The organism is Mesorhizobium sp. dw_380 (assembly GCF_018588885.1).
In the GTDB taxonomy this organism is placed as follows: domain Bacteria; phylum Pseudomonadota; class Alphaproteobacteria; order Rhizobiales; family Rhizobiaceae; genus Mesorhizobium.
Map to the genome: position 1 here is coordinate 24,446 of NZ_JAFFIW010000036.1, position 24,351 is coordinate 48,796.

General features: G+C 58.7%; 15 protein-coding genes, 1 pseudogene and 1 riboswitch. Of the genes and pseudogenes, 9 read left to right on the top strand and 7 right to left on the bottom strand.

Annotation, left to right across the window (positions count from 1 at the left end; genetic code table 11):
• Nucleotides 1–29: 29 nt before the first annotated feature.
• Nucleotides 30–146: riboswitch (TPP riboswitch) on the bottom strand.
• Nucleotides 147–267: 121 nt separating this feature from the next.
• Complete coding sequence (locus tag JT360_RS26050; protein WP_245454713.1) at nt 268–495, bottom strand: hypothetical protein; 228 nt, start codon at nt 493–495, stop codon at nt 268–270.
• Nucleotides 496–1,157: 662 nt separating this feature from the next.
• Nucleotides 1,158–1,457: a Y4lK-related protein gene (locus tag JT360_RS26055; protein WP_245463529.1), complete on the bottom strand. Its 300-nt coding sequence runs from the start codon at nt 1,455–1,457 to the stop codon at nt 1,158–1,160.
• Between the two features lie 996 nt (nt 1,458–2,453).
• On the opposite strand from JT360_RS26055, the pseudogene scpB reads away from it, so the two are divergent.
• From scpB to JT360_RS26065, 3 genes and pseudogenes are all read left to right on the top strand, one after another.
• A pseudogene (gene scpB / locus JT360_RS33720) lies at nt 2,454–3,039 on the top strand (SMC-Scp complex subunit ScpB).
• A gap of 533 nt (nt 3,040–3,572) precedes the next feature.
• On the top strand, nt 3,573–4,223 hold the full coding sequence (locus JT360_RS26060; RefSeq protein WP_126057624.1) for a DUF433 domain-containing protein: 651 nt from the start codon (nt 3,573–3,575) through the stop codon (nt 4,221–4,223).
• Nucleotides 4,224–4,227: 4 nt separating this feature from the next.
• Complete coding sequence (locus JT360_RS26065; RefSeq protein WP_126057625.1) at nt 4,228–4,605, top strand: DUF5615 family PIN-like protein; 378 nt, start codon at nt 4,228–4,230, stop codon at nt 4,603–4,605.
• 21 nt (nt 4,606–4,626) lie between these two features.
• Here JT360_RS26065 and JT360_RS26070 read toward each other — a convergent pair whose 3' ends face one another.
• The 3 genes from JT360_RS26070 to proA are packed head-to-tail and all read right to left on the bottom strand — an operon-like array spanning nt 4,627 to nt 14,358.
• A complete protein-coding gene (locus JT360_RS26070; RefSeq protein ID WP_126063810.1) occupies nt 4,627–7,260 on the bottom strand; it encodes an AAA family ATPase in 2,634 nt (877 codons plus the stop codon).
• Nucleotides 7,257–8,381 (bottom strand): metallophosphoesterase family protein, encoded by a 1,125-nt coding sequence (locus JT360_RS26075; protein WP_126057626.1) that lies wholly within the window; start codon nt 8,379–8,381, stop codon nt 7,257–7,259. The genes JT360_RS26070 and JT360_RS26075 overlap by 4 nt, the downstream gene beginning before the upstream one ends.
• A 13-nt stretch (nt 8,382–8,394) precedes the next feature.
• Nucleotides 8,395–14,358, bottom strand: coding sequence for an anti-phage protein ProA (proA, locus tag JT360_RS26080; protein WP_127319047.1), 5,964 nt, complete (start codon nt 14,356–14,358; stop codon nt 8,395–8,397).
• A 671-nt stretch (nt 14,359–15,029) separates the two neighbouring features.
• On the opposite strand from proA, the gene JT360_RS26085 reads away from it, so the two are divergent.
• On the top strand, nt 15,030–17,714 hold the full coding sequence (locus JT360_RS26085) for an AAA family ATPase (RefSeq protein WP_126063811.1): 2,685 nt from the start codon (nt 15,030–15,032) through the stop codon (nt 17,712–17,714).
• A gap of 21 nt (nt 17,715–17,735) precedes the next feature.
• Here the strand turns inward: JT360_RS26085 and JT360_RS26090 are convergent, their stop codons facing one another.
• Nucleotides 17,736–18,065, bottom strand: a complete 330-nt coding sequence (locus JT360_RS26090) for a hypothetical protein (protein WP_186815491.1) — start codon at nt 18,063–18,065, stop codon at nt 17,736–17,738.
• 59 nt (nt 18,066–18,124) lie between these two features.
• Between JT360_RS26090 and JT360_RS26095 the strand changes: the two genes are divergently transcribed.
• From JT360_RS26095 to JT360_RS26115, 5 genes are read left to right on the top strand one after another with little or no spacing between them, the layout of a single operon-like run.
• Nucleotides 18,125–19,330, top strand: a complete 1,206-nt coding sequence (locus tag JT360_RS26095) for a metallophosphoesterase family protein (RefSeq protein WP_127319045.1) — start codon at nt 18,125–18,127, stop codon at nt 19,328–19,330.
• Nucleotides 19,290–19,535, top strand: coding sequence for a hypothetical protein (locus JT360_RS26100; protein ID WP_148129478.1), 246 nt, complete (start codon nt 19,290–19,292; stop codon nt 19,533–19,535). Before JT360_RS26095 ends, JT360_RS26100 begins: the two co-directional genes overlap by 41 nt.
• A 2-nt stretch (nt 19,536–19,537) precedes the next feature.
• Nucleotides 19,538–21,604, top strand: a complete 2,067-nt coding sequence (locus tag JT360_RS26105) for an ORC-CDC6 family AAA ATPase (RefSeq protein WP_126057629.1) — start codon at nt 19,538–19,540, stop codon at nt 21,602–21,604.
• On the top strand, nt 21,601–22,383 hold the full coding sequence (locus JT360_RS26110) for a hypothetical protein (RefSeq protein ID WP_214475257.1): 783 nt from the start codon (nt 21,601–21,603) through the stop codon (nt 22,381–22,383). The genes JT360_RS26105 and JT360_RS26110 overlap by 4 nt, the downstream gene beginning before the upstream one ends.
• Complete coding sequence (locus JT360_RS26115; protein WP_214475259.1) at nt 22,383–22,637, top strand: hypothetical protein; 255 nt, start codon at nt 22,383–22,385, stop codon at nt 22,635–22,637. Before JT360_RS26110 ends, JT360_RS26115 begins: the two co-directional genes overlap by 1 nt.
• Nucleotides 22,638–23,243: 606 nt before the next feature.
• On the opposite strand, the gene JT360_RS26120 is transcribed toward JT360_RS26115, so the two are convergent.
• Nucleotides 23,244–24,302: a class I SAM-dependent methyltransferase gene (locus tag JT360_RS26120; RefSeq protein WP_024504268.1), complete on the bottom strand. Its 1,059-nt coding sequence runs from the start codon at nt 24,300–24,302 to the stop codon at nt 23,244–23,246.
• Nucleotides 24,303–24,351 lie beyond the last annotated feature (49 nt).

Sequence of the window (24,351 nt, forward strand, 5' to 3'; positions counted from 1 at the left end):
GCTGCAGCAGGACCTCGGGCGTAAACTCCCGCAAAGCGCTTGCACCGTCCCTACGCCAGTATGAACTGGATCAGGTTCAACGGGTCACTGCGCCGCGAAAGCCAGCAGTATCTCAGCCCCTTACCGGGACTCCCCTGGTGAATGCCTCAAGTTGAATGGGCCGGTGCTGCTTTGTCAAGCGCCTTCGGGCGCCTTCGGGCGCCTTCGGCCGGTGGCGACGTCCGGCGGCCGGCCGAGCGGAGAGCTCGCGCATGCATCGGGGACAAGTCACGCCCCGTAGACCAGGGCTGGAATGGCCAAAGTCTCATTCGCTTCGTGAAGGATGGAAAAACTGTATCGGCCATGTGCGTCGAGATCGACCGAGTAGCTCAGGCGGTCACGGATGTGGTTATCCTGGTCGAAGGCGACGATTTGCGGCTTCAGCGAGGTGATTTGCACCACGTCCAGGTAGATGGAGTTGCAGATATGATCTGGTCGTCGGGCTGGCAGGTGCAAGCGGCCGCTCTATTCAGGATGCGGCATCGGCGGCGTTCCCGATACCAATGATATCTTGCGGGCAACTTATGCAATCACCGGCTTCGTAAAACCCGACGGCGGCGGCCGTGTCCTGGCGCTGAGGATGTGCCGCTGTTCCAGCAGAGAAATCGCGTGGGCGCGGAGTTTTCGCTCTGCGAGGAAGAGTTGACGCAATCGTTTAGCTTGCTTGCAGTTCGTAGAGACCCGCCTTTGAAAGCAACTAAGCTATTGCATTGATATGTTGGTGCGCGATCGATCGCTACATAGCCGGCCGCCATTATCCGAGTATTGATCCGCCGGTGTTCGTGTTGCCGTATATGGCAATCCCTGCGAGATCGTCGCGGCCGGATCGGCCGCACCCTCTAGTCATAAAAGGGGAAGCGACCGAGAATTCCGCTGCCGAAAACTTCTCTGGCTTGGCTATGCATGCGGTAGATGAGATCGCCGCCTACCGCGACCTGGTCGAGGAAGGCATCGACGCCCAGTTCGGACAGCCTGGTTATCGCAATGCGTTAGCGGCTCAGACTTGCGGTCTCGAGAGCGGCCTTTGGGGGTCACCTCTTTTTTGTTTCAGAGGTTGGAAGACGGCTGCTCGTTACCCAATAGAAATGGCGACTACGGAACGCGATCGATCGCGGCCATCAGGAAACACCTGTCTTCGGCTCAACCTCGACATGGCGTCCGATCGACCGCAGATATACAGCTATCTCGTCCATGAGATGATCGCGTTCGCCGTAGATCTCAGCAATCCTGCGCAGCTGTGGCTCGACGGACCTCCGTTGCGCCGGCGTCAAATCAGCATCGCCAAAGACATATCCCAAGTTGCCAATCGCGCAAATGTTGCAGCCGGCCTCCACAACTGCTTGCACGAATGCCGGAATGTCTTTTTCTTGCATAGTCTTCATGTCGAACTCTCGTGAATGGCGTGCTTGCGCGCCCATGCTGCCTTTTCAGCGTGTCCTCTGGGCGGCGCAAGCCTTGAGCGTAATTGTGCCGGGCAACCTCGACTATCCCGTCTGCCACGCTCTTTAGAGTCGGTGGGGTCTGGTGATTGCAGGCTGGGCCACTCAAAAGCCTGCAAGAAGAAAGTCATGGCGACCATTGCTCAAGATCGCGAGGGTGCGTGCAAGACCTTCCGTTGGCAGTCATGCACGCTCACCCAGCAACTGGGTATTGAGCAACTGGGTCTCACGTCGCGGGTCTCGTGTGCTTCACAGCCGAAAATAAGGTACCACCGTGGCTATTCTCAAGTGCAGGCTACCTCTTCAGGACACGGCGGAGTGCCTTCCGACGCACCCCTGGTGCAACGTGCGACCTAACGAGACACATCTCGTTCGCGTTCCCTCGACCTTTCTTCGTATTGCTGCTTGCCCTGCGATTTCAGGCCCTCTGCTAGCTTCTCGGCCGCTCTTTGGCCTGCAATGTCACTATTCAAGATCATATCCGACATCCCTGGATGGTCATAACCGTAATGCGCATGCAGTTTCCCTCACGAGCAGCGCCTATCCGTCGATTAGTTCGTCTTCCGGAACCCGAAGCCCTTTTTATCCGGCGTACCTATCCACCATTCAACCGGTATACCTTTCCCAACTTTGGCGGACCATTTACCTCAGGCATGATCATCTCGCGTGACATTTTTTTTTGGCGCCATCATCGCACGTGGCATTTTCTAAAAACCAAGACGTGTCAATTTGTAAAATCAAGGATGCGGCCGCGCCCGTTGCGAGGATTTGCAGGTAGCTCTTCAGCCCCAACACGATGTGTGAGGCGGCGGTGGAAAAGGCAACCGACGGCGTCGACGCGTCCTTTGATGATCGCAAGCGATATGCTTCGTCGCGAGCCCAGATTGCGGTCTCGGGCACAAGGCGAGATCACAGTTCTGCGATCTGTGGTAACGCGAGCCCGCAAAGCGCCGCTGCGGCCACCGCTTTTGGAATCTGGACGAGATTCGTCGTCGTCTGAGATCAGTTGATCGAGCAGTTCGCGCGCGCGGGACGCGCTTGCGGTGCAGTCTCTCCCGCGAGCTCGCCCGTGACCTTCTCATCGACGACATCCGAGAGCTGCGCGGACGGCCCTATGACCTCGTCGCTGTCGCCGGCGGCTGGAAGCACCTGACACGGCCGGCCTATGCCGATGCCATCCGCGCCTGCGGAAGCAGCGGGCGTGCCGTGGACCTGACGTGGTCGGACGTGCTGATGCTGATGTGCATCGGCACTTCCAGCCGATTACCCGCGCCGAATTGTCGTCGGTTTTCGGGAAGTAATCAGTCGCGACCTGATCGGCCATCTGCGGCACCGGCCTGATCGCGTCGAACCCGCGCAGTCCGACGCCCGGCGCTCCCTACACCTATGTGACGACAAAAGCGTCCTGCTCGAGTTCGGCCTCGACACGCTTCGCGATCTCCCGGACTGCGAGGCGCTCGAGGATGCCGGGCTGCTGAGCAGAGATGAGCTGCTTGCTGGTGAAATTATGCCAGAGTTGGCTAGTGGCCATGAGGATGCGGGTTTGGATACGGAGGAATAGCTTGGCGCTGCAGACGCTGTGGCCACCGGGCTTGCGAGTGCTTCCAGCTTTCCATAGCGAATCTAGCGCGCCCAAGGGCGTCCGAAATTTGTAGGCAAATTTCGGACATGGACACGGTCAGCGACGTCAAGCAGGCAGCGGTATGCGGCCTCTGCACCGCTGTCGCCCAAAAATTCGTGGCCATGGGCAAGCCCCACTTGAGACCCCCAGAGAGAACGCTCGTGAGCGATGGAAACGGTTTTGGTCCAAAGCTTGATACAGATGGCCTGCAGATGGGTGTAGGGTTTCAAAGCGCTCGAAGACGCGCCTTCGCAGAGTTAAAAGTCCGCGACGAACTCGTGTGTCGTTTGTCGCCAACTGCAAATTCGATAGTTAGCGCAATTATACTGCGCCGAGTCTGCCATCTCGAGCCCCAAGGGTTTGTGAGGCCTCTCGGCTCACCACCGCCTTTGCTAACCGCCGTGATTCCAAAGACGCGTGCCTTTACGGAGGGGGTCAAACGGCCTATATTATTCTTTATAAGGAGAAGAATAATGGGCACACTTGCTCGCATCTACACCCCCGCAGAGGCAGCCGCCGTCAGCGGGATAGGAATCAAGGCCGTGCACAATGCGATCGACAAACGCATTGTCGATACTGTGCCAAGCACTGCTCGGCGCATCGGTGGGGTCGTCCGACGGGCATTGACCGGCGAGGATTTGCTGCGGCTCAAGCTTTGGTATGGCGTGGGTGCGACATTGCCCGCTGATCGTCGCTACCGCCTGTTCGAGGAAATCAAAGCTGCCCCAAGGGCCAAGACCGTAAGGGCCGACGACCTGCTGATCGTCGACGTCGCCGAGGCACGTAAACAGCTCAAAGCGCGCATCGTGGATCTTGATGAAGCGGAGGCCGCCATCGGCCGCGTTAAAGGGGTGATGGGCGGAGAGCCTGTCTTCAAAGGAACCCGCATCCCTGTTCGTATGATCACGACGATGCTAGCGCAGGGCGCAGATGAAGCGGAGGTTCTGGAGGGATATCCGAAGCTAACGCCGCGCGTGATTGAGCTCGCCAGAATGTGGGTCGCCGCGCACCCGGTTCGTGGGCGGCCTAAGAAGCTGGTCGAGCAGGGCGTGAAAATAAAGTCGTCGAAGCGCGTGGTTTTGAAGGGCGACCCAGGTCCGTCGGCCAGGTCGAGACGCGTGTGACCTCGTGAGGTTTCTGATCGATGAGTGCCTGCACACGTCTCTGGTTGCGGTAGCCCAAGAACGCGGACATGAAGCAAACCACGTCAACTGGCTTGGGCTAAGCGGCGAAACCGACTGGGACCTCATGCCGCTCATTATCGATGAGGATTTCACCTTCGTCACCAACAATGCTAAGGACTTCAGGAAGCTCTATGCCAAAGAACCGGTTCACGCCGGCCTGATTATCGTCGTCCCTCAGGTCGGGCCTGAAAAACAGAGAGAGCTCTTCGATGCTCTCCTCGAGGATCTTGGCCCAGAGGAATTCCTGATTAATGAAGTTATCGAAATCGAGATCGAAAACGGCATTGCAATCGTAACACGATACGATCTGCCGTCGCCCTAGCTGAGGCTGCGCGATCTCCGCTTATGACCGACCCGGTTGCCAGTCGCTCATCTGCAAAATGTTACCGCCGAGTTTTGCAAACGCGCGTTGGCGGCAGGAGAAAACGAGAATCTGCTGATCGTGTGATTGACGATGCAAAGCGTCGAACATGCGCTCGATGCGGTCGTCATCGGAATAAACCAAAGCGTCATCCAGGATAACCGGTGTGGGTCGGCCGTCGCGGGCAAGCAAACGGGCGAAGGCCAGACGTGTCAGAACCGAAAGCTGTTCTCGCATGCCGCCACTCAACCTATCGACATCCTCATCCTGACCATTGCGGCGAACGGTCTGTGGCAACAGTGTGTTCTCGTCGAACACTATGGAGATGTCATCGAATAGCAATCCAAGCAGCGGTCGCAGCTCGGACATGACCGGCTTCAGATAAAGATCGCGTGCCGTCGAGCGCGCAGCGACCAGCGTCGTGCGCAGCCGGTCGAGGACGGCTTTTTCGAATTCGAAGCGTCTCGCTCGCTCTCCAGCGATTTCCAATTTTTCTGTGGCCTCGCGCAAAGCTTCTTCCACCGCGTCGTCGGACCGAGTGCGAATATGGCCATTGAGATCGGCCAGGGTTACACGCAACTGACTTGCTTCCTGTGTGGCGGCATCCTGAACCGAACGGGCGCGGCGCAGAACGGCTTCAGCGCTGGTGAGATCGCGAGCGCCGTCGCGCAGGGGAGCAGCGCGCATTTCGGCCGCTTCGCGCAGCTTTTGTCGTGCGGTGGCCTCGGTGAGCAGCAAGCGCCCCTTTTCCTCGCGCGCTGCATCGGGTCCCAATATGACCTCGAGGCTGGTCAGTTCCGCCTGGATGGTGACATAAGCCGTCTCCGCAGCCATGACAGCCTCGTCGGCATGGCTGCGCAAAGGCAAGGCCTCGCGCACGCTGTTGCGTGTTGTCGCCACACGCTGCTCGGCTGCGGCATGATGTTGCCGGATCTGTTCTGGATCGACTTTGAGTTCGAGGTCCCCGGCCCCGAGGGCACTCAGACGAGCAAGCTCCTCGTGTAATTGCTGTATCCCCTTGGGCGCGAGATCGGCAAGTCGCTGACGCGCCAAGCCCAGTTCGGTAGCTTTGTCGCGCGCTTCCACTAGGCGCTGGCGTGCCGTCCTGAGGCTATCGACACCGAGGGACGCAAGCAGGCTGCGGTGCTTCGCTTCGGCGTCTTCGATGGTCCGGTCGGCCTGCTGCGGCCGATTCGATCGCAGGGTCAAGGCTCCGATGCCGGCAATATCCAGGCGTACGGTGCCAGCAAAGCTTTGGTCTTCTGCATGGGGCAAGGGCTTGGCATCGATGGTCACCAAATCGGCGGCGCCGTCCCGGTATTCCATGCATAGCGTCGGCAAGGTTGCCAGGTGAGCTGCACGAAGGCTGGCGATCTCGATTTCGAGCGCCTGGAGTTGCTCGACAGCTTGTTCCGGCACCGCCAGCATCGCCAGTGCTGCCTCTCCATCTTCGATCTGGGTTCTGGCGACTTCGGCTTGTTTCAACCGGTTGTCCGAGCCGGCCAGTTGTTCGGCAGCGTCACGCGCCAAAAGAGTCGCATCCAGCCGCGCGAGCAATTCGCGTGCTTCGCGCTCTTCCAGTTCGGCTGCTTGAACTTCGCCCATCGCTTGTTCGTTTTCGGCAATGGCAGAAGCGCGCCGATCGAGAACCTCACTGCGGCGAAGCTGCGCAATCGTCGACTGCTGGCGCAAATCCGTGGCTCGTTTGAGCGCGGTCCGAAAACTATCGAGGGCCTGCTGCGCCGCGTCGTGGTGAATTGCGGCAAGGGCAGCTTCCGCCTCGGCGGCTTTCAAGGCTTCGCTGTGCGATTTGGCGGCCTCGACTGCGGCTTCCGCGGCCGAGATGGCTTCCCGCCGAGTGGCGCCTTCTTCGGGGTTTTCAAGCTCAGACAGACGCGCCAACGCCATGCGCCGCTTGTCGAGCGAATCGCGCAGACCGGTGACTTCGGCGCTGAGACGCTGCTCGTCTTTCACCAGCTTGTCACGCTCGTCGAGCGCTGCCGCATAGAGACCGCCGCTCTTGGGACGCAGCGTTGACGTAACCAGGCTATAGAGTTCTTCTTCACATGCCGCGGCGATTTCGGCCATGCGTCGCCCGCCGGTCAGGGCTTCAACTTCCCCCTGAACCGAGGACAGTAGGCTTTCGCGCACGCGTTTTTCGCCGTCCTCCTCGCTTTTGCTGCGCCTTTCGATGCCGGTGACCCCTTGGCGAACCCAGAGCAATCCTGCCGGTCCTGCGCTTCCGCCATGGATTAGTTTGCCGATAAAGGCTTCGGCCTCATCGGCTTGAGCCAACAGTCGCCCGCCGTCGAGGTCAATAACGCTGGCCAGCCTGCCGCCATAAAACTGCTTGGCAAGTCGATAGCGTCCTTCTGAAGTGGTGATGTCGGCCTCCACCACCGGATTGCCCCCACTATAAGGCCGCAACAGTCGCACGCCTTCGGGTGTGCCCGTGTGAGGCTGGAAAAAGAGTGCGTGCAGCGCTTCGAAGAAGGTTGATTTGCCGAACTCATTGACCGCGCAAAGCACGTTGACGCCGTCGCCGATGTTTTCGATGGCGACGCCTTGCCCGGCGAACCGTTTGACGTTGTGGAGCCGAAGGGCCGTAAGTTTCATGATCCCATCGCCTCGCAATAGCTGAACAACCGAACCAGTGCTTCTCGCGATATGTCGCGTTCGACAGCCGACCGGGTTTCGTCGCTGCTTTCATCCAACAGTGCCTGCGCTGCCTCGCGAAGGGCACCAGAGCGGTCGATCCGATCCAAATCGCCACTTTCGCAGTCGGTCGCGAGCCCGTCCCCGTCCAGTTCCAGATAGGCGAAGTCGGGCGCGGCTACCGCGATCGCCGCTTGAAGGATCGTTCGCCCACTTAACCGCACCCGGCCAGACGCGGCAATTCGCAGCAAAGTCTGACGCCGCAGATGAGCCGGTGGAAGCAACGCTTCAAATGCCGCGGCGCTGTCGTCGCCAGACAGCAGATGCAGGGGAGCGGTTTTCCAGGAAAAGCTAGCTGTTTCAACGGCCACGATCTCGGGCACGGCGCCAGGCCCGGCAATGGAAACGACAAGGGCCTGACCGGGTGTATCATGCTTGAAACGGTCAGGTTCGGGCGCACCGCTATAACGGCTGCGCTCATTGATGGTGACGGGTCCGTGCCAGTCGCCAAGTGCCAGATAATCGAGGCCGGCCTTGGTCGCGCGATCTGGTGCAATGACATCGGACGCTGCTGAATCTTCGGAAAAGTTCTGAATAGCGCCATGAGCAAGGCCGAGCCGGATGGCGCCTTGCGGCGTCGCGGCGCTGTTCATCCACTCGGTAAGGTCGCGACCGGGTCTGCGGGTGGTGCAAGGTGCAGGCAGCAGCGCCACGTCCGCGCCAATGGTCAGGGTTTCGGGCCGCGTCGCCAGCAGGACATTGTCCGGCACAACGCTGTCCGCTGCACTCCACAATTGATCAGCCAACAGGGAATCATGGTTGCCAGGCAGCAATATCCAGCGCAGAGGCGCGCTCTGGCTCATCTCGGCCATGGCCTGCCGCAACATCGCTGGAGTGGGCGTTTCGGTATCGAACGTATCGCCGGCCAGAAGTATGGTGGATGCACCATGGACGCGTGCCTGCTCTGCCAGCCGGCTGATCGCGCCATGGCGCGCTTCACGGAGCCGCCCGCGCAGATCCTCTGGCATGTTGCCGAACCGCTTGCCGATATGAAGATCGGAGCTGTGGATGAATCGAAACATGGAGTCTCCGAGACTATGTCGATGCCAGGTTGCGCTGGGCGCGATCGATGGCTTCATCCAGCCGGGAGCGTGAAATCGCCGCAAGTCGCTCGACACCGAGCAGACGTGCAAGGTCGAGAGCGGGGTCGGACTGTTCCAGAATGTCCTCGTTCGCAACGACGACAGCGGCCAGCTCGGCGATTGGAATGTCGGCAATGGACCGGCGGGCATCGGCATCGAACGGCATGCGATAATCAAGCAGGTCGACCACCGTCCCTCTCTTCCATAGGAAGCTGCCGCTGGATTCTTCAGTTCTATCGAACTCGCGCAGATGCAGGTCGATCCGCTCCCGAATCTTGTTGCCCGTTCTGAGCCAGCCATGCGCCCGTGCGATGCGCTGCGCAAGGACGTCTTCTCGCAGAGGTCCTTCCTGCTCGATCACCGCGTCGACCATGGACCGCAGCGTGCCTCGGTAGACGAAGTCATAAAACTGATCCGGGCTGGTGGAAAATCCGGTTAGATCAGTCAGGCGATAACGGCCGCCCGTCGGTACGGTATCATGCGTCGAATGCGCGGCCGCAGGCAAAATTCCTGCAGATGCCGATGGGCGCTCTCCCGTCGCGAGGGGAGCGGCGACAAGTTCTGGCTCTGATTTTATCGACGGATGTTCCGGTTCGCCGGCCGATGCTAGGTCTTCGGCTGGCAATGGGTCCATGGGGTCGACCTTATGTCCCATGTCCCAATGGATCGCGGCTTCACTTTCCTGTTGTTCAGCCTGTTTGCGACGGCTTTCCTCGAGCAGCGCGGCCAGGCTGGCATGAAGCCTCTCGGTGCAACCTTCGAGATCAAACCACCAATCGGTTGACCATACCCGGACAATGTTCCACCCGAGGCCGCGCAGGACCTGCTCGCGGACCTTGTCTCGATCTCGCGCCGTGGCAGAACTGTGATAGGTCGCGCCGTCGCATTCGACCCCAGCCAGATAGGCGCCGGCGAGATCGGGATGCCGGATCCCTATATCCACTCGAAAGCCCGAAATGCCGACTTGAGGAACGATGGTCCATCCGCGCTTCTCAAGCTCGGCAGCGACGGCCTCCTCGAAAGGGGATTCCAGGGCTCCGACCGATCCGCGTTCCTGCGCTGGCAATGCCACAGCGCCGCGTTCGGCAAAATCGAGAAAGGCTTTGAGATGCTGTACGCCGATCGCTTTGGTTCGGTTGGGGTCGATCTGGTCGGCGGCAAAACCTGAAAATACGATCAGTTCCTGCCGCGCACGCGTCACCGCGACATTCAGCCGGCGTTCGCCGCCGTCCCGATTCAGCGCGCCGAAATCCATGCTGCGCTTGCCGGCATTATCTTGCGAAAAGGTGATCGAAAACAGGATTATGTCACGCTCGTCCCCTTGGACATTTTCCAGATTCTTGACGATGGCGGGCTCAATACGCTCGTCGGCAAAGAACCATTCAAGCTCCGGCTCTGTCTGGCGTGCCTTGTCGAAAAGGTCGAGGATGAGCGACTGCTGTTGCGCGTTGAAAGTGATGACTCCGAGCGTGGGTCGGTCCTTTTCCGGTAGGGCCAGCCAACGCAGCATCCTGCTGACCGCCTCGTCGGTTACCGCTTGGGCTTCGATTCGATTGGTGCGGCTTTTGCCACGGTCATAGATGCCGGTCGTGATTTTTCGCAGCTGAACTGCCCGATCTTCCACCGTTGGCGAAGGGAATGTGATGAGCCGGTTCTGATAGTAGTGATGGTTGGAAAAGGCGATCAGCGACTCATTGCGGCTACGATAATGCCAGCGCAGGTCACGTACCGGGATGCCGGCCGCTTTGGCTTCGTCGAGAATGCTCTCAAGATCCTTTTCGTGTTCGACGACTTCCTCGTCCTCCTCGTTGCGGCCAAAGAAATTGGTGGGCGGCAACTGCTTGGGATCGCCTACGATTATGGTTTGATGGGCTCGCGCGATGGCACCGACGGCGTCCCAGGTGGTGATCTGCGATGCTTCGTCGAAAATCACCACGTCGAACAGGGCTTGGTCGGGCGGTAGATATTGAGCGATTGAAAGAGGGGACATCAGCATGCACGGCGCGAGCTTGGCAAAGCTCGTCGGCATCGCGCCAATCATCTCGCGGATTGACCGGCTGGGCCGCTGCAATTCCATCTGATGGCGCAACAGGCCCAACTCGGAATTGCGCGGGACGCCTTGCACAGCCGGCAAACCATGAGCGATGGCACTGATGACGCGAAGGCTTGCTTGAGCGCGGACAAGATCGTCGATTTCCCGGAAATCTTCGATGGCGTGCTCGTGCTGGAAGCGACGGAAATTCCGCAGCACCGGATCGGCATCCAGCGTGGCCGGCAGCCACCAGCGTACATAGGCCAGGCGGAACGCGGATTGAGCTTCAGCTGGTCGCACTAGACCCGCCTCGATATCGTCGACCAACGCTCCCAGATTGTGACTGACAGCCCTGCGACGAATGCCGCACCACGAAGTCCAGTCCCGGAGAAGATGACGGGCGTCGAGCAAGTCTCCCATCGCAGTCGTCAATTCGGTCAGCGGGTTATCATGTTCTGCCCAAGAAGGCGTCTTTCCAGCAGGGATCGCAAATTGGGTCTTGGCAGCCTCGAATGCTGCAGAAGCCGCAAGGAAGCGGGCTGCCCCATAGCGCATCGTGCTATCTGCTGCACCGCTTCGCAGGCTCGGGGCGGTTGCTTGCAGGAGCGCTTTGAAATCCTCCGTGCCGAGGCCGGGCAGGCGTAGCGTCTGTCGAAGCCTTTCGGCCATCGAGAGTATCTGATCGATACGGTGGGTGTCGGTATCAAGTGCGGCAAATCCGATCGGCTTCCCAGATAGGATGTTGGCTTCGACAGTGGCCCGGCGGTCCTGCATCAGGCGCAACAGCAGCAAGTCGTGCTGAGGATCGGCTACCCCCTCTGTGACATAGCCTTGAAGCAGCTTCTGGACTTTGCGTTTGCCCAACTGACTGTTTGGCCAGAATGCAGAAGCGGCCTGCTGCCATTGCTGCTCTATGTCCTCCACCCGTATGCGCGCAACGGCAGCCTCGTCATAGCGGGCCGACAGGTCCTTGCGAGACTTGCGATAGTCTCCGATTGCCTCATTGAGAGTGGCGAGGGCTCCCCGCAACTGGGCGAAATCTCGATCAAAGACAATGCTGACGTCATAGCCGGCACTGTCCTGGAGTGCCGCTGCTAGTTTTCGCAGCGCTTCGAGCTCCGCTTTTGACGCGTCGCCTTTGGCGCGCAGGCCGATGCTCACCAGGAAGGCGTCGAGTGCGGTCGCTAGAACCTCGGACGCATTCTTGAGGGTCTTTGCCCCTTCGAGCAAATTGTCCTGCCAGCCTGACGTCCACTCGGTGACATCTATAAGACGCAAGACCGACCGCATCTCCACCGACTGAAATGCGAGACCTGTTTCGGCGGCAATATGCTCCAGCGCCAGCCGGTTTGCCTCGTCATGGGAATCGCGCGATGGCCAGGACAATCTCGGAGCGTGCTGCCGCTTGTTCTTGAGAGCGATGCCGAGCGCCAGATAAGGCGTCAGACCATTGACATGGTGCCGATGCAGCGCTTCGACATAGGCATTCAGTTCGTCGCGACGGACGCGAAGCCGCTCGTTGATCGCAATCCACTCCGCTGCGTCCACGCGCACGCCGCTTTCCCAGCTGATCCTGAGCTGGGTGAGAAAGTTGCGTCGGTCCGCCTTGCTGGAATGGAGTTCGAGACAATGCGCGCCCAGGCCATGTTCGCGCAGGCGGCGATACACCACATCGAGCGCCGCCGTCTTCTCGGCCACAAACAGCACGGTTTTGCCAACTGAAAGACAGTTGGCAATCATGTTGGCAATGGTCTGGCTCTTGCCAGTGCCGGGAGGACCGATGATGACAAAATCGCGACCCTCAGCGGCGGCAAGACTTGCGGCGGTCTGTGAGGAGTCGGCCGGCAGCAGCAAAACCATGTCGGACGGGGCATAGTGCCGGTCGAGTTCGCGCTCGTCGCGGAATGATGCGCCATTGCCCTCGAAAGCTATCTCCGGCGTGTCGATCAGATGGCGCACGACACGGTTTTCGCGCAGCGCATCGGTACGCTCGACCAGATCCTTCCACATGAGAAACTTGGCGAAGGAAAAGGTCGACAGCGCCGTCTCGTCCACCACCTCCATGCCGGGGACGTCGCGCACTGCCTGGCGCATAAGACCGAGCAGCCTCGGCACATCAACGCCGCTTTCGTCCTCGGGCAGCTCACCGGAAAACTGTGGCAGTTTGAGCTCGAAGTCGCGTTCGAGAAACTGCAACAAGGTTGCGTTGAATCGCGGTTCATCTTCATGGAAGCGCAAGGTAAAATGCGATGTTGCGCTGCGGCGCTCGATTTTGACCGGTACGAGCAGCAATGGCGCGCGATAGCTGCGCTCGTCCTCGGCCTTCTTCTTCCAGCGCAGGAAGCCGACCGCCAGGAAGAGCGTATTCGCGCCGCCCTCGGCAAAATCGTTGCGCACTTGCCGGTAAAGATCGATCAGCCGGGATTCCAATTGACGCCCATCGAGCGTCGACGGGAGCTCGTCGCGCAGAAGCGCTTCCGCGGCAAAGCCACGCTGGAGGTCACGTCCGTGCACCTCGCGATAGAGGACAGCATCCCGCTCGCCCAGTGGATTCTGTTCGGGGAGCGAAATCAGCCGGATCGAAGCGCCTGCCATCAGACGGTCCTCGAGGTAGCCGACGTCAGTACAAAGAAACGGAATTGTCTTCTTGGAGTCCGGAAAATTGAGCAGGCGGTTCCGCAGTGTCAAATCGAGGAGCTTTTTCTGCCAGCGGTCGATCCGTCCGGCCGCTGTCGTCGGCTTTACCTCGACGATCTCGACCGGCAGGGCTACCACGGCCGGTGCGGCTGGCAACGGCAACGCGATTTCGGTTGCCACCTCTGCATCCACGCTGCGGCGCGTCGGTTCGTGCGAAGCAAGCGGTGTGATGCCGCCGCTGCGCGAGCGGCGTATATCGATGGCTGCGACAAAGGTGGCTACCTGCGTTTCGTCGAGCCGCTGTTCGATTGCGTGTTGGGCAGCCTCCAACGTCATCGCCGGCCGATGCGTCACGCCTGTCGTCTCAAACACGATGAGTTCGCGCGATGCCAGCGCCTTGCGGACCTCCATGGCATCGGGTTCAATGGCGTTGGCGAGCGTCCTTTGTGTCATCCAGACGCCGACGGCCGCGTGTCCCTGAAACATCAAAACGACGGGATGCAAGCCCGTCGCCTCCAGGGCGGACGCGAATAACAGACTGGTATCGAGACAGGTTGCCAGCTTTTCTGCCGTAATAATTGAGGGACGTCGAATTTTTTGGCCGCGGCTTTCGAAGCTCGCAGGTGGCTCTGCATAATGCAGCGATAGGCCAGCAATGGCCGAATAAATTGCGGCCGCCAGCATGAATGCGCGTTGCGGATTGCCGCTTTGATAGCCATCGAGGCTGGAAGGATGACCATGCGCTGCGAGCAGCTCCGCTGCGGAACGCAGCAGTCCTGCGATCGCCGGGTCGTTCGGCATGACGAATGCGGCGAGCAATTGCGCCATATCGACGACGCCACCCCATTCGTCGCGGGCAAGCAGGCGCACCGCAACGCGCTGCTCGGCCAGCACTGCGCCTCCTGAGGTTAGGCGCAACGTTATCTCCCCGCGCTCAGCCTCGTTGAGACCGGCCAGATAGCCGGCGTCGAGATCGATTTTTCGATCGCTTAAGGGAAGCCGGTCGCCAGCAACGATCCGATCAATTGTCCAGCTTTTGGCGCGCAAAAAAGGGGGGTTCGATGTCAGCTCGAGAGTGCATTTTTCGAAACCCTGCTGGGTCGGGTTGTTGAGCGCGATAGACCGGATCACCGGAATAGCATTTTGGAAGGACGCATATGTAAAGCTGGCGGCGATGTCCGCCACGACTTCTATTACGGGCGCGGCTGATATACCGGCAGCATCGCCAGTCTCCGAACTCGTTTCCATACCCCATCCCCTATTTTCATTTACGATAGAACTTTGCCGCCAGAATTTGAAAGTAAATTCTCGGTATGGTCGCCGCTTATGTCCAGCAGCATAGATTTCTAAAAGTGTTACCGCCCAGATAACGGTCGAAATGGAGACAGGCGATAATCGGTCGTCACGATTGGAGGGGATCCAAAAGTCGCGGAAATCGGAGCGCCGGCGCACGCTGCTGAAACCCAAGACGGGCAGGACGTCATCCGCAAATGTGTGGCGGTCCGGGCGCCATGGACCAAGCGTTGCGCGCCTATCGCGAGCGCTGTCGTGGCGCCTATCGCGGACTCGGACCCAGCCCGACAGTGACGGCGAACCTCGATCGGCCTATCGGTGAGGCGGTCGAATTCCGCCCATAGACTATCGAAAGGCACGCACTTCCAGCTCTATCTCCTCGTACGCGTTGCCGGCTACCTAAATTCGTGCGCGCGGTCCAATGCCTTTGATTGCTGATGTCGTTGTGGAGACGTTTGATCGCTGAAGCATTTGTTTGCTGACCTAGCGGCGCGGGGGGAGGTCATTTATTTGGTACATCTCCAGCACTCTATGTGCGATCGCGAGGAAAATTTGTCCAGACAAGCGAATTCATCGAATCTGGACAGATCAATAAGTATAATGATGGTAAGATTCGGGGGGCAGGAATGGCCGAGGTTGGACTTTTGGAATGGGCGGATAAGCAGCCCGACTGGATTAGGGATGCCTTAAGAAGACACGCCGCGCGGCCGGGCTTCAACCTCGAGCAGGAGGATAAGGCCGGTGTAACAGCTCGGGTCCGCCACGTCGGTGGATTTACCGCTGATCTGCCCGAATGCTCTCCGCTCTCGGCGGAGCATTTGAGGGCCAACAGTTCGAACGAGCCGCGCGCGGTGCTTTGCTCACTCGGCCCCGTCAAGCATTTGAACCGCCTCGCCGAAGAGCAGCAACTGCGTTTCGCCACCGATGGCATCACCATTATCTACGGCGACAATGGAAGCGGAAAGAGCGGCTATTGCCGGATCGCGAAGAAGCTTTGCCGTAGTCTGACGGCGGATGATCTTCTTGGCAACGTGTTCGAGATCGGCACCAAACCGCCAGCCGAAGTGCTTGTCCGGTTTCTCGAAGAGGGTGCTACGGAACCGACCCCCATAACCTGGAAGGACGGAACGCTGCCCCCCGCGTCAATTGCACGGATCTCCGTTTTCGACTCCGCGAACGCTCGCCTCTACGTCGATAAGCAAAACCGTATCGGTTTTCTGCCCGCAGCCATCGCGCTTCTCGAAAGCCATGGACGTCACCGCACCGAGCTCGAAGCCGACTTCCGGGAAGAAATCAAAGCGATCGAAAAGAACCTAAAGACACCATTGCCGAGTGGGTACACAGCTGCCGGCGCGGTCGTAAAGCTGCTGGCTCGTCTCGAAATCAAGTCAAAGGACGTGATGCCTTCCGCAGCCGAAATCAAAAACCTCGCTGCCCTCTCAGAGCAGGACATGGCTGATCTCGCTGGCCTCGAACAGGCTCTGGCAAGCGACCCTTCAACGATGGCGACAAAGCGTCGGCGTGCCAAGGCGGCCTTGGAAAAACTGCTGACTGCATCTGAACAGATCGACGCGGCTCTCTCAGCGGCGGCCCTCGAGATTTATCGCAATCTATATGCAACAGCCGATTCTACAGCGCAGGCTGCACAACTTGCCGCCTCAGGAGCGTTCGCGACTATGCCGTTGAGCGGCGTTGGGCTTTCTCCCTGGCGGTATATGTTCGACCATGCACGAGCCTATTTAGCGAGCGTCACTGGCATCGATCATCAGCACTTGCCAGATCAGGAAGGCGATCGTTGCATGCTCTGCCAGGAGCCGATGACGGCGGACGCCGCGGGGCGGATCCAATCCTTCAATGACTTCGTAACGGGCGCCGCAAATAAGGCGGCGCAAGTCGCATCTATTGCCCATGAAGAGGCCCTGCGCCAAATCAAAGGACTCACCATTGCGACCGGGGAGGCGGTTGAGGCGGCTCTCGGAGAGTTTGGCGATCTGTCCGCCGCACGCAAGGCGATGGTGGCCCTGATCTCGGCATATTATGTCGAGGCAGGTAAAAGGCGTGATGCAATTGTCGTTGCGGCTGCGCTGTCCGAGTACGCTGCGTTCCCGCAACTTGCGGCGCCAGTTGCATCGAAACTCCGAACGGAGGCGGAGGCGCTAGAGGCCGAAGCGCTGACGGACGACAAGGCAGCGGCCGACGACGGGAACCGCGCTACCGATCGAGCTCGTCGCGATACACTCAAGGATCGGAAAAAACTGGGCGACGATCTCACCATCGTTCTCGCGCGCTTGGCGAATCTCGAAGAGCGGCGCAAGCTTCTCTCATGCTGCGATGCTGTCGAAACAGGCTCGGTGTCACGGCAGATGACGTCGCTTCGACGAAGCCTCGTCATGCAGGATCTCGAAAAGCGCGTCGTCGCCGAGATTGAGACTCTGGCGTTAACGCACATCCCGTTCGCAGTTAATGATCGTAGTCAAGATGGGCAGAGCTATTTCGAGGTCGGGCTCAACGCGGCAAAAGCGATCTCAAACAGCAAGGTCTTAAGCGAAGGAGAGCAGCGCGCGCTTGCCCTGGCCTGTTTCTTAGCCGAGGTCGGAGGAGACACATCGCGTCAAGGCATGATCATCGACGACCCCGTGTCATCTCTCGACCATGTTCGGATCAGGCGGGTCGCGGCAAGGCTCGTAAAAGAAGCGGCCACAGGACGTCAGATTATTATTTTCACCCATAATCTTCTGTTCTTCAACGAGGTGGTTGACGCAGCTGCGCAGGCCAATCCGCCGATTCCCCTTGTTCGAAACTACATCAACAAGTCCGAATCTGCCGGTTTTGGCTTGATTAGCGAAACTGACGAGCCGTGGATCGCACAGTCTGTCACGAAGCGCATCGAGACTCTCAAGACGCGCCTGAAGAGCTTCGACGGCGCCACTGATTTCACCACCGATGCTTGGCGAAGGTCAGCGAAGGATTTCTACAGCGATCTTCGGGAAACCTGGGAGAGGCTCGTTGAAGAAATCCTGCTCGGTAAAGTCGTCGAGCGATTTAACAGCGATGTCAAGACACAGAGCCTGAAGGGTGTGGTGGTCGAGGACGAAGACCACAAGCGAATCTATTGGGCCATGAAGCGAGTTTCGGAGCGTTCTGGACATGACATGGCGTCCGCCAAGGCCATTCCAGTTCCAACACCAAACGATATGAAGAGCGATCTTGATGGAATTGACCAATATCGTATCGACACCACCAAACGAAAAAAGGATGCCGAAAAGCGCCGGATTGAATTCGAACAGCCTCCCAAGGCGACTGTACTCTAGCCTAATGACTATTGTCGTGTATTACTGGCCCTCACTGGCTTCATCCTGCTGCGCATGCCGGTGTCCGCCTGCCGCGGGCGAAGCCGACGTGACGAGGAAGTATCGCGAGGGCGCCAAGCCATCAATGGCTGTGCGCTCGCTCTTCATCTTGGATTTCAGCGCCGAGAAGCCTGACCGCTGGTAGTGCTTCGCCTGCACAATGTCGCCGCCGGCAAGGGCATGTCGACCATCCATCGCGTCGTCCGGTCCCTCGGGAAAGGCCTCGAAACGCTTGTCGATCTCGCGACCTACGAGGTCGCGGGCCAAATCCTCAAACTCGTTATGGGACAAACTCGAGAAATCATAAGCCATGCGCCCAGATTGAGTGCCCATTTGGTGGGCAGACAAGCAACCGGGGGCACAATTGCGTCGTGCCTCTCCATTACCAACAAAAAGATAAACGCGCTTTCCAGGCGATGCGGTCGGATGATCGTTTCGCGCTTGGCAAAAGCGAACGGATTAGTCTATGGCTCTCGGCGGGGGGGCGAGTTATGCGACGGGTGCGAATCCTTCAAGTAGGCGATATTCACTATCCGGATTGGCATCCTTCCTCTAGCAACATCGATGCCAAGGATAGCAAGTTCGCTCCGAAAATAACGCAGAAGCTACGCGCGTCTTCGCTGCGTGCCGTCTTGACGAAGCTTCGGCGGCTGACGACTTCGAAGCCCTTGGATTCGATCGCCTTCATGGGGGATTTCACGAGCCGTGGCGACAAGACTTTCATTGCTTCGGCATTCCAGCATTTCACGTTGCTCTGCCGCGCACAGGGGCGCAGTTCAAAGGCGCTTCCGTTGATATTCGTACCGGGAAATCACGATGTGAACCGTGATGACGCGCGCGAACTTGGACCGACTGAGAAATTCAGCGAAATGGCGAGTTTAGCCGCCCGCTTGGGTTGGCAGACCGTTCCCGTGGACCAACCCGTGCACTTCAGACTTCCGACAGGATCCGCAGGCGCAAACTTCATCCTCGTCAACACAGCGATAGGCAGTTGGGAGCTTCAGAACCTTCCCGCGTTCCTTCGTGATCGTCTCGAGGCACTCGGTCCTTCTACAGAACCTGTAGATCTCGGCTCGCCGGACACCTCGGGACATTCGCCCGCGACACCTCCCAGCGATCCAGACAAGGAGGCGTCCGACGACGAGTATTACGGTCAGATGGACACGCCATACATCTCGCGTGAGATGCTTGCAGGCCTACAGGAATTGCTCCAGCAGCCCGACATGCGTTACGGCATCATGATCGGCCATCACAATCTGCTGCCACAAAAGACTCCGCGCATTACGCCATACGCGGAGATGCTCAACAGCGGATTTGTCAGAACTCAGCTGCTGCAGGGCAACAAGCCTATCGTCTACCTGCATGGACACATACATGCCGATCCGGTCGAGATCGTCAACGATCCAAGGTTTCCGGACGGCAAATTGATCTGCATCTCAGCACCAGGGAGAGCTCGTCGGCATCCGACTTATACCCTACCGCACCAATGTCGCCGACGGGACGGTCATGGAAGGCGAACATTGCTTCATCTCGACTATGTCCAACGGCAAGGCCTTTCTGAACAACGACACGTTTGACCTGATGCGCCGACTGCGCGACCATGCCACCAGGCGCGGGAATGGGTTACTCTTCTGGGACGAGATCACTGAGATTGCCGCCTCCGCCGAGCTCGGGCTAGATTTGGAAGACTCTCTTCTGATGCTCCAAGCGGCGCGCTTCGTCGAGATAGACGGCCTCACGAAGGCAAACTCGGCTTGGCGCATTAAGGTAAGGGACGAATAGAGATGGAGAATCCGTTCGGCCCCAACAGGATCGAGTACGAAAGTCGCCCGATACTGTGGTTCAGTCAGAAGTCGGCCTTGATTTCTGCCGCCGCCAAGCCGGTCTTCGTCGCAGGGACGAGAGGCAGCGGCAAGACCAGTATTCTTCGCTCGCTTTCCACAGTTCATATCCTCGAAGACAAAAGTCTCGCGGACCAAGTCGGCAAGCTCGGCTGGTATGGCGTCTTCTTCCAGCTCAATGAGACATTTTCGCCCCTAATCGACAACGCGGTTCTGAACCTCATTCCGGAGCGGATACGCTTCGACACGGCCGCCGTGATCCCGCGGCAATTCGTAATCTTCTCTCACTATCTGGAGCTGAAGATAGTCGAACGCCTGCTCGAGAGCATCAGCCAGCTCAGACGCGACAGCCACTTGAAATACCGGGCCTCTGAAGATAGGGACGTCGCCTTGGCACTGCATCGCGAAGTGCTGCACTTCATACCCCAACCTGCCCGTCTCGACTTCTTCAGCATAGATGAGCTGCGGGGTGGGATAACCCGGTACGTCGACGAATGCTTCAACGCGTTCTTCTTTGCCGCCGATGAGGGAGCGACCGGCTTCAGAGCGACAGACCCTGGCGCGATCATTAACAAGGTCGCGACCGCGATCACCCCACTTTTAAATGGCCCATCTTTCGCCGGTGACAGGGCGCCCTTCTTCAAGATCCTGATTGACGACTGTGAGGCACTGACACCGCTCCAACAGCAGTTCCTGAACACCTTGGTGAGGAAGACGCGCGGCAATGTGAAATGGGTCCTCGCCTACATCGGCGGCCTTTACGACACGATCCGGACGATCATACCCGGCCAGTCGCTCTCGAATGCTGACCGGGACGTCGAGAATCTTGATTCAGTCGATCCGAGGGAGTTCGCCACGCTGTGCGAGAACGTGTCGTCGCTTCGGCTCTACTATGCGCTTCCTGACCATCTGCGGAGTGATCTCAAGCGCAACGATGCGCTCAGCGCGTTTTCGCTCAAAAACCGGCTGGGGCGGCTTTCCGTCAATGACATCATCGAGCGGGTTATCATATCGGGTCATTCCGAGGGCAGAGAAGAGCTTGTGGCACTCGCTGATGCAGCACGTGAATTCCTCTCCGTGAATTTGAGGACGGCGGATCAGCAGCAATTCCTTCTTGATCGAAAAGCGCGCCCTTATGCCGAAGGGCTGGCGCTCGCGCTCATGAACCCGGAAATCAAGCGCCGGCCCATGAGCAAGGCGGATGCTTCAAATCTGAAGAGGTCGATCGCCCGGAAACAGGGATGGGCTTTTCTGAAAGCGTGCCAGATGCTGCGTCTGCATGACTACCCGTACGTAGGGCACCAGATCATCACATCATTGAGCGACGTCTGTATACGCGATTTCCTTGATATAATGGGAGAGATCTTCCGCCGCAGTGTTCCGAGTTCCAGTGATCCACGAAAACTGGTGGAATTCATCAACTCGGATTTACAGATTCATCTCGAACAGCAGAGACAGGCTGTGAACGCCGCCTCTCAACGGAAGCTTGATGGACTTCAGGCGCTTTCACATCCGTACGAAGAAGAGAGCGTGCGCATGGTGCGGGCGTTGGGTTACCTGACCGCTCGCCTCCAGACAGAGTTTGCCGAAGAAAATGCTCTAGGAACGACAGAGAGAGGCATTTTCAGGGTTGATCTAAAGGAAATGCGCTCGCTGGTGAACCGACTGGAGCAACCCAGCGGAAAACTGGACGAGGTCCTGCGTCGGGCGGAAAGGGATGGGTTTATCCGGGAGGTCTCCGCCGCCGGCAACTTTGAGGTGGACCGCGCCGACCCCGCATCGAAGGAGATGCTGATCAGATTGCATCGGCGATTTGCACCTTACTTCGGGTTCTCCTATCGCGGCCCGTACGAAATCAACACAATCCCTGCGGCGCAGATGGTCGACCTGCTTTTTACCAGGCATCGGCTCCCAGAAGACTGGGCCGACTCGGTGTTTAAGGAGCTCGTCGCGCGGCCCGCACTCAAGACCGAATTCCAGCACTCGCTTTTCGAGAGCGATCTCGAATGACCGCTTCAACTGTCGAGTATCGAGTCTTCGGCCATCTGGCCGTCACTGAGAAGGCGAGAGATGCAGGTACCTGCGAAACGATGGAGGCAGATATCGCGATCGTCGCGCTTGGATGGGAAACGCGTTTCGCCGCGTTCGAAAACCATCTTGACCTGAAGGTCGGCAAAATCGTGGTTCTGGACTTTGCTCTGAAGGAAGCGAACGTCCCAGCCGTCGAAGAAAACCGGCGAAAGCTCATCGCTATGGGTACCCGATGGGGCGTCGAAGTGACTGCGATCACCCTCGAGCCTTCCATCGAGTATCAGAAGAACATCAATCTCCTCGATCACCTGCTCACTCAGATGGCCGCTTCATGTGGCTCATACGAAGGAAGCCTGCGGAAGGTTTTCGTCGAGTGCTCGACGATGCCGCGAATCTACATCCAATGGCTGATTGCGGTGGCATTCAAGAAAATGTCGATTCAGTCTCTCGAATTCGGGTACGCCGAAGGTATCTACGGGAACGCGATCGGCAAAGAGGATTTTTCCAGCGGCTTGGACCGATACGTCACCGTCCCTCATCTTCAAGGCAGCGGAGGAATGGGCGAAGAGAAAGTCCTGCTCGTGGGGATCGGAGGAGATGCCGACGTATTCTACGGATTGATCGATATCGTCAGTCCGGAACGGATCTCGCTCCTCGTCCCAAGAAGCGAGAAGAATGCGCATATCGATGCTTTGCTCGATCAACAGGTGGCCAAGGTACGTGAAACCCAGTTCGCGACATCCAGGCTTTCGGGCTGATGGCCCACCTCGATGCTTTCGAGACGTATCTCGACGGGTTCGGCTCGCGTGCGGTGGTGAACGTTTTTGTCAGCGGCCCGAAGGTTCAGGCCATCGCTGCTGCCGTGCTCGCCTGCTCCGACAGCCGCGTCCATCTCAAGGCACGAATTCCCACCTCCTATGCCCATCGTGAAGTCTCAGCGAATGGGCGGTATCATATCTATAGGCTGATTGACCTGACATCCCCTGCCTGCAGCCTTCCCGGGACGTTCTGACACGATCTTGCATTCGAGTAGCATCATGGTCCCAGTAGCCGTTCCGCCAAGCCTTCAGCGCATGTTCGTGTCGCCCGATCCGGTCGATGGGGGACTAATTCCCACTTAGAAGCTGCTCTACATCAGATCAGGGGAAATGCAGACTGGCAGAATTCCATAATTAGCGACTCAAAACATATACTCAGGCGAGACTGTTTAGCATAGAAATAGTGAGCGCTCTCCAATATGTTAGGCTCTGTCGCAGTAGCGCAACAAGCTCAGTCTTTGGATGGGTGGTATGAGGATGAGACGACTGAATGTGTACAGGCTCAGTCATTTTATCGAGGCTCTCGTTTTTGTCGTAAGCGCGTTCGGTGCGACGTGGCTTACCAGCTTTGTGAACGCGCCATGGTGGGCATATGTGATTATAGCGGCCATCACTATGGGCATGTTCGTAGCCGTGCGTCGGGTCCTTTCTGAGCCGCAACGTATGGGACTCTTGGCACACAACTCGGCAGCGACCTCTGCGTGAACCCAGGCGCCTTGAAAATGTCCCCGATGCGTCCGGATTTTTGGCGGTGATCTTCAATCAAATGCGATGAGCTGCAATTTCTGGCGACGGCCACGCTAAGGGCGGGCCTCCAGCACCATGTTGAACGGTGTCTCCGCGGCGCGACGCAATCGCTTGAAGCCGCCGCCGGTCACAACCTTGCGCAGCCTCGCCTCACCGGCCTGGGCTCCAAGCGCGAGCCCGACTTCCTGCGACACGGATGCGGGCGTGCACACGAAAGTGGAAGCGGCATAGTAAACGCGGCCGACGGGATTGAGGTTCGCCGCCAGATGATCATGCGCGAACGGCTCGACGATCATCCACGTGCCGTCCGGCTTGAGCGATCCGTGGACATGGGTGGCGGCGCCCGTCGGGTCGCCCATGTCGTGAAGGCAATCGAAGAATGTGACGAGGTCATACGTTCCGGGATAGCTCTTGGCGGCCGCCACGTCGAACCGCGTGTTAACGCCGACGCCGGCTACCTCGGCCGCCTTGCGGGCGCGCTCAATCGAGGGGGCATGATAGTCGAAGCCGACGAAGCGCGAATTGGGGAAGGCCTGTGCCATGAGCACGGTCGATGCACCATGACCGCATCCAACATCCGCGACGTCCACGCCGCGTTCGAGCTTCTCGACGACGCCCTCCAAGGCCGGCAGCCAGGAGTCGATCAGATTGGCATTGTAGCCTGGACGGAAGAACCGTTCCGTACCGCGAAACAGACACGCGCTATGATCGTGCCACCCGACGCCCTTGCCGGACTGGAATGCCTGCCTCACCTTTTCTTCATCGAGCCACAGCGCGGACAGGAACTCGAATGCGCCTGCCATGAAGGCCGGGCTGTCTTCATCAGCGAACACCAGCTCTTGCTCGGCGTTGAGATAGAATTTGTCGCTCGCTTCATCGTAGTCGACGTAACCCGCCGCCGCCTGCCCGGAAAGCCATTCCCTTACGAGGCGTTCCTGGGTGCCGGTGCGTGTCGAAAGTTCGGCGGCCGTCATCTTGCCGCCTTCGCGCAATGCCTTGAACAGGCCGAGTCTGTCCCCCAGCAGGACTCCCGCGCCCGTTGCGATCGCACCGAGATCGCCGACCATTTTCCCCAAGAATGCGTCCAACTTTTCCTGATTCGCTTCAGACATCTGAATCTCCCTTTGGGTTCAATCTCTCCAGGCGACGGAGCCGTGCTCG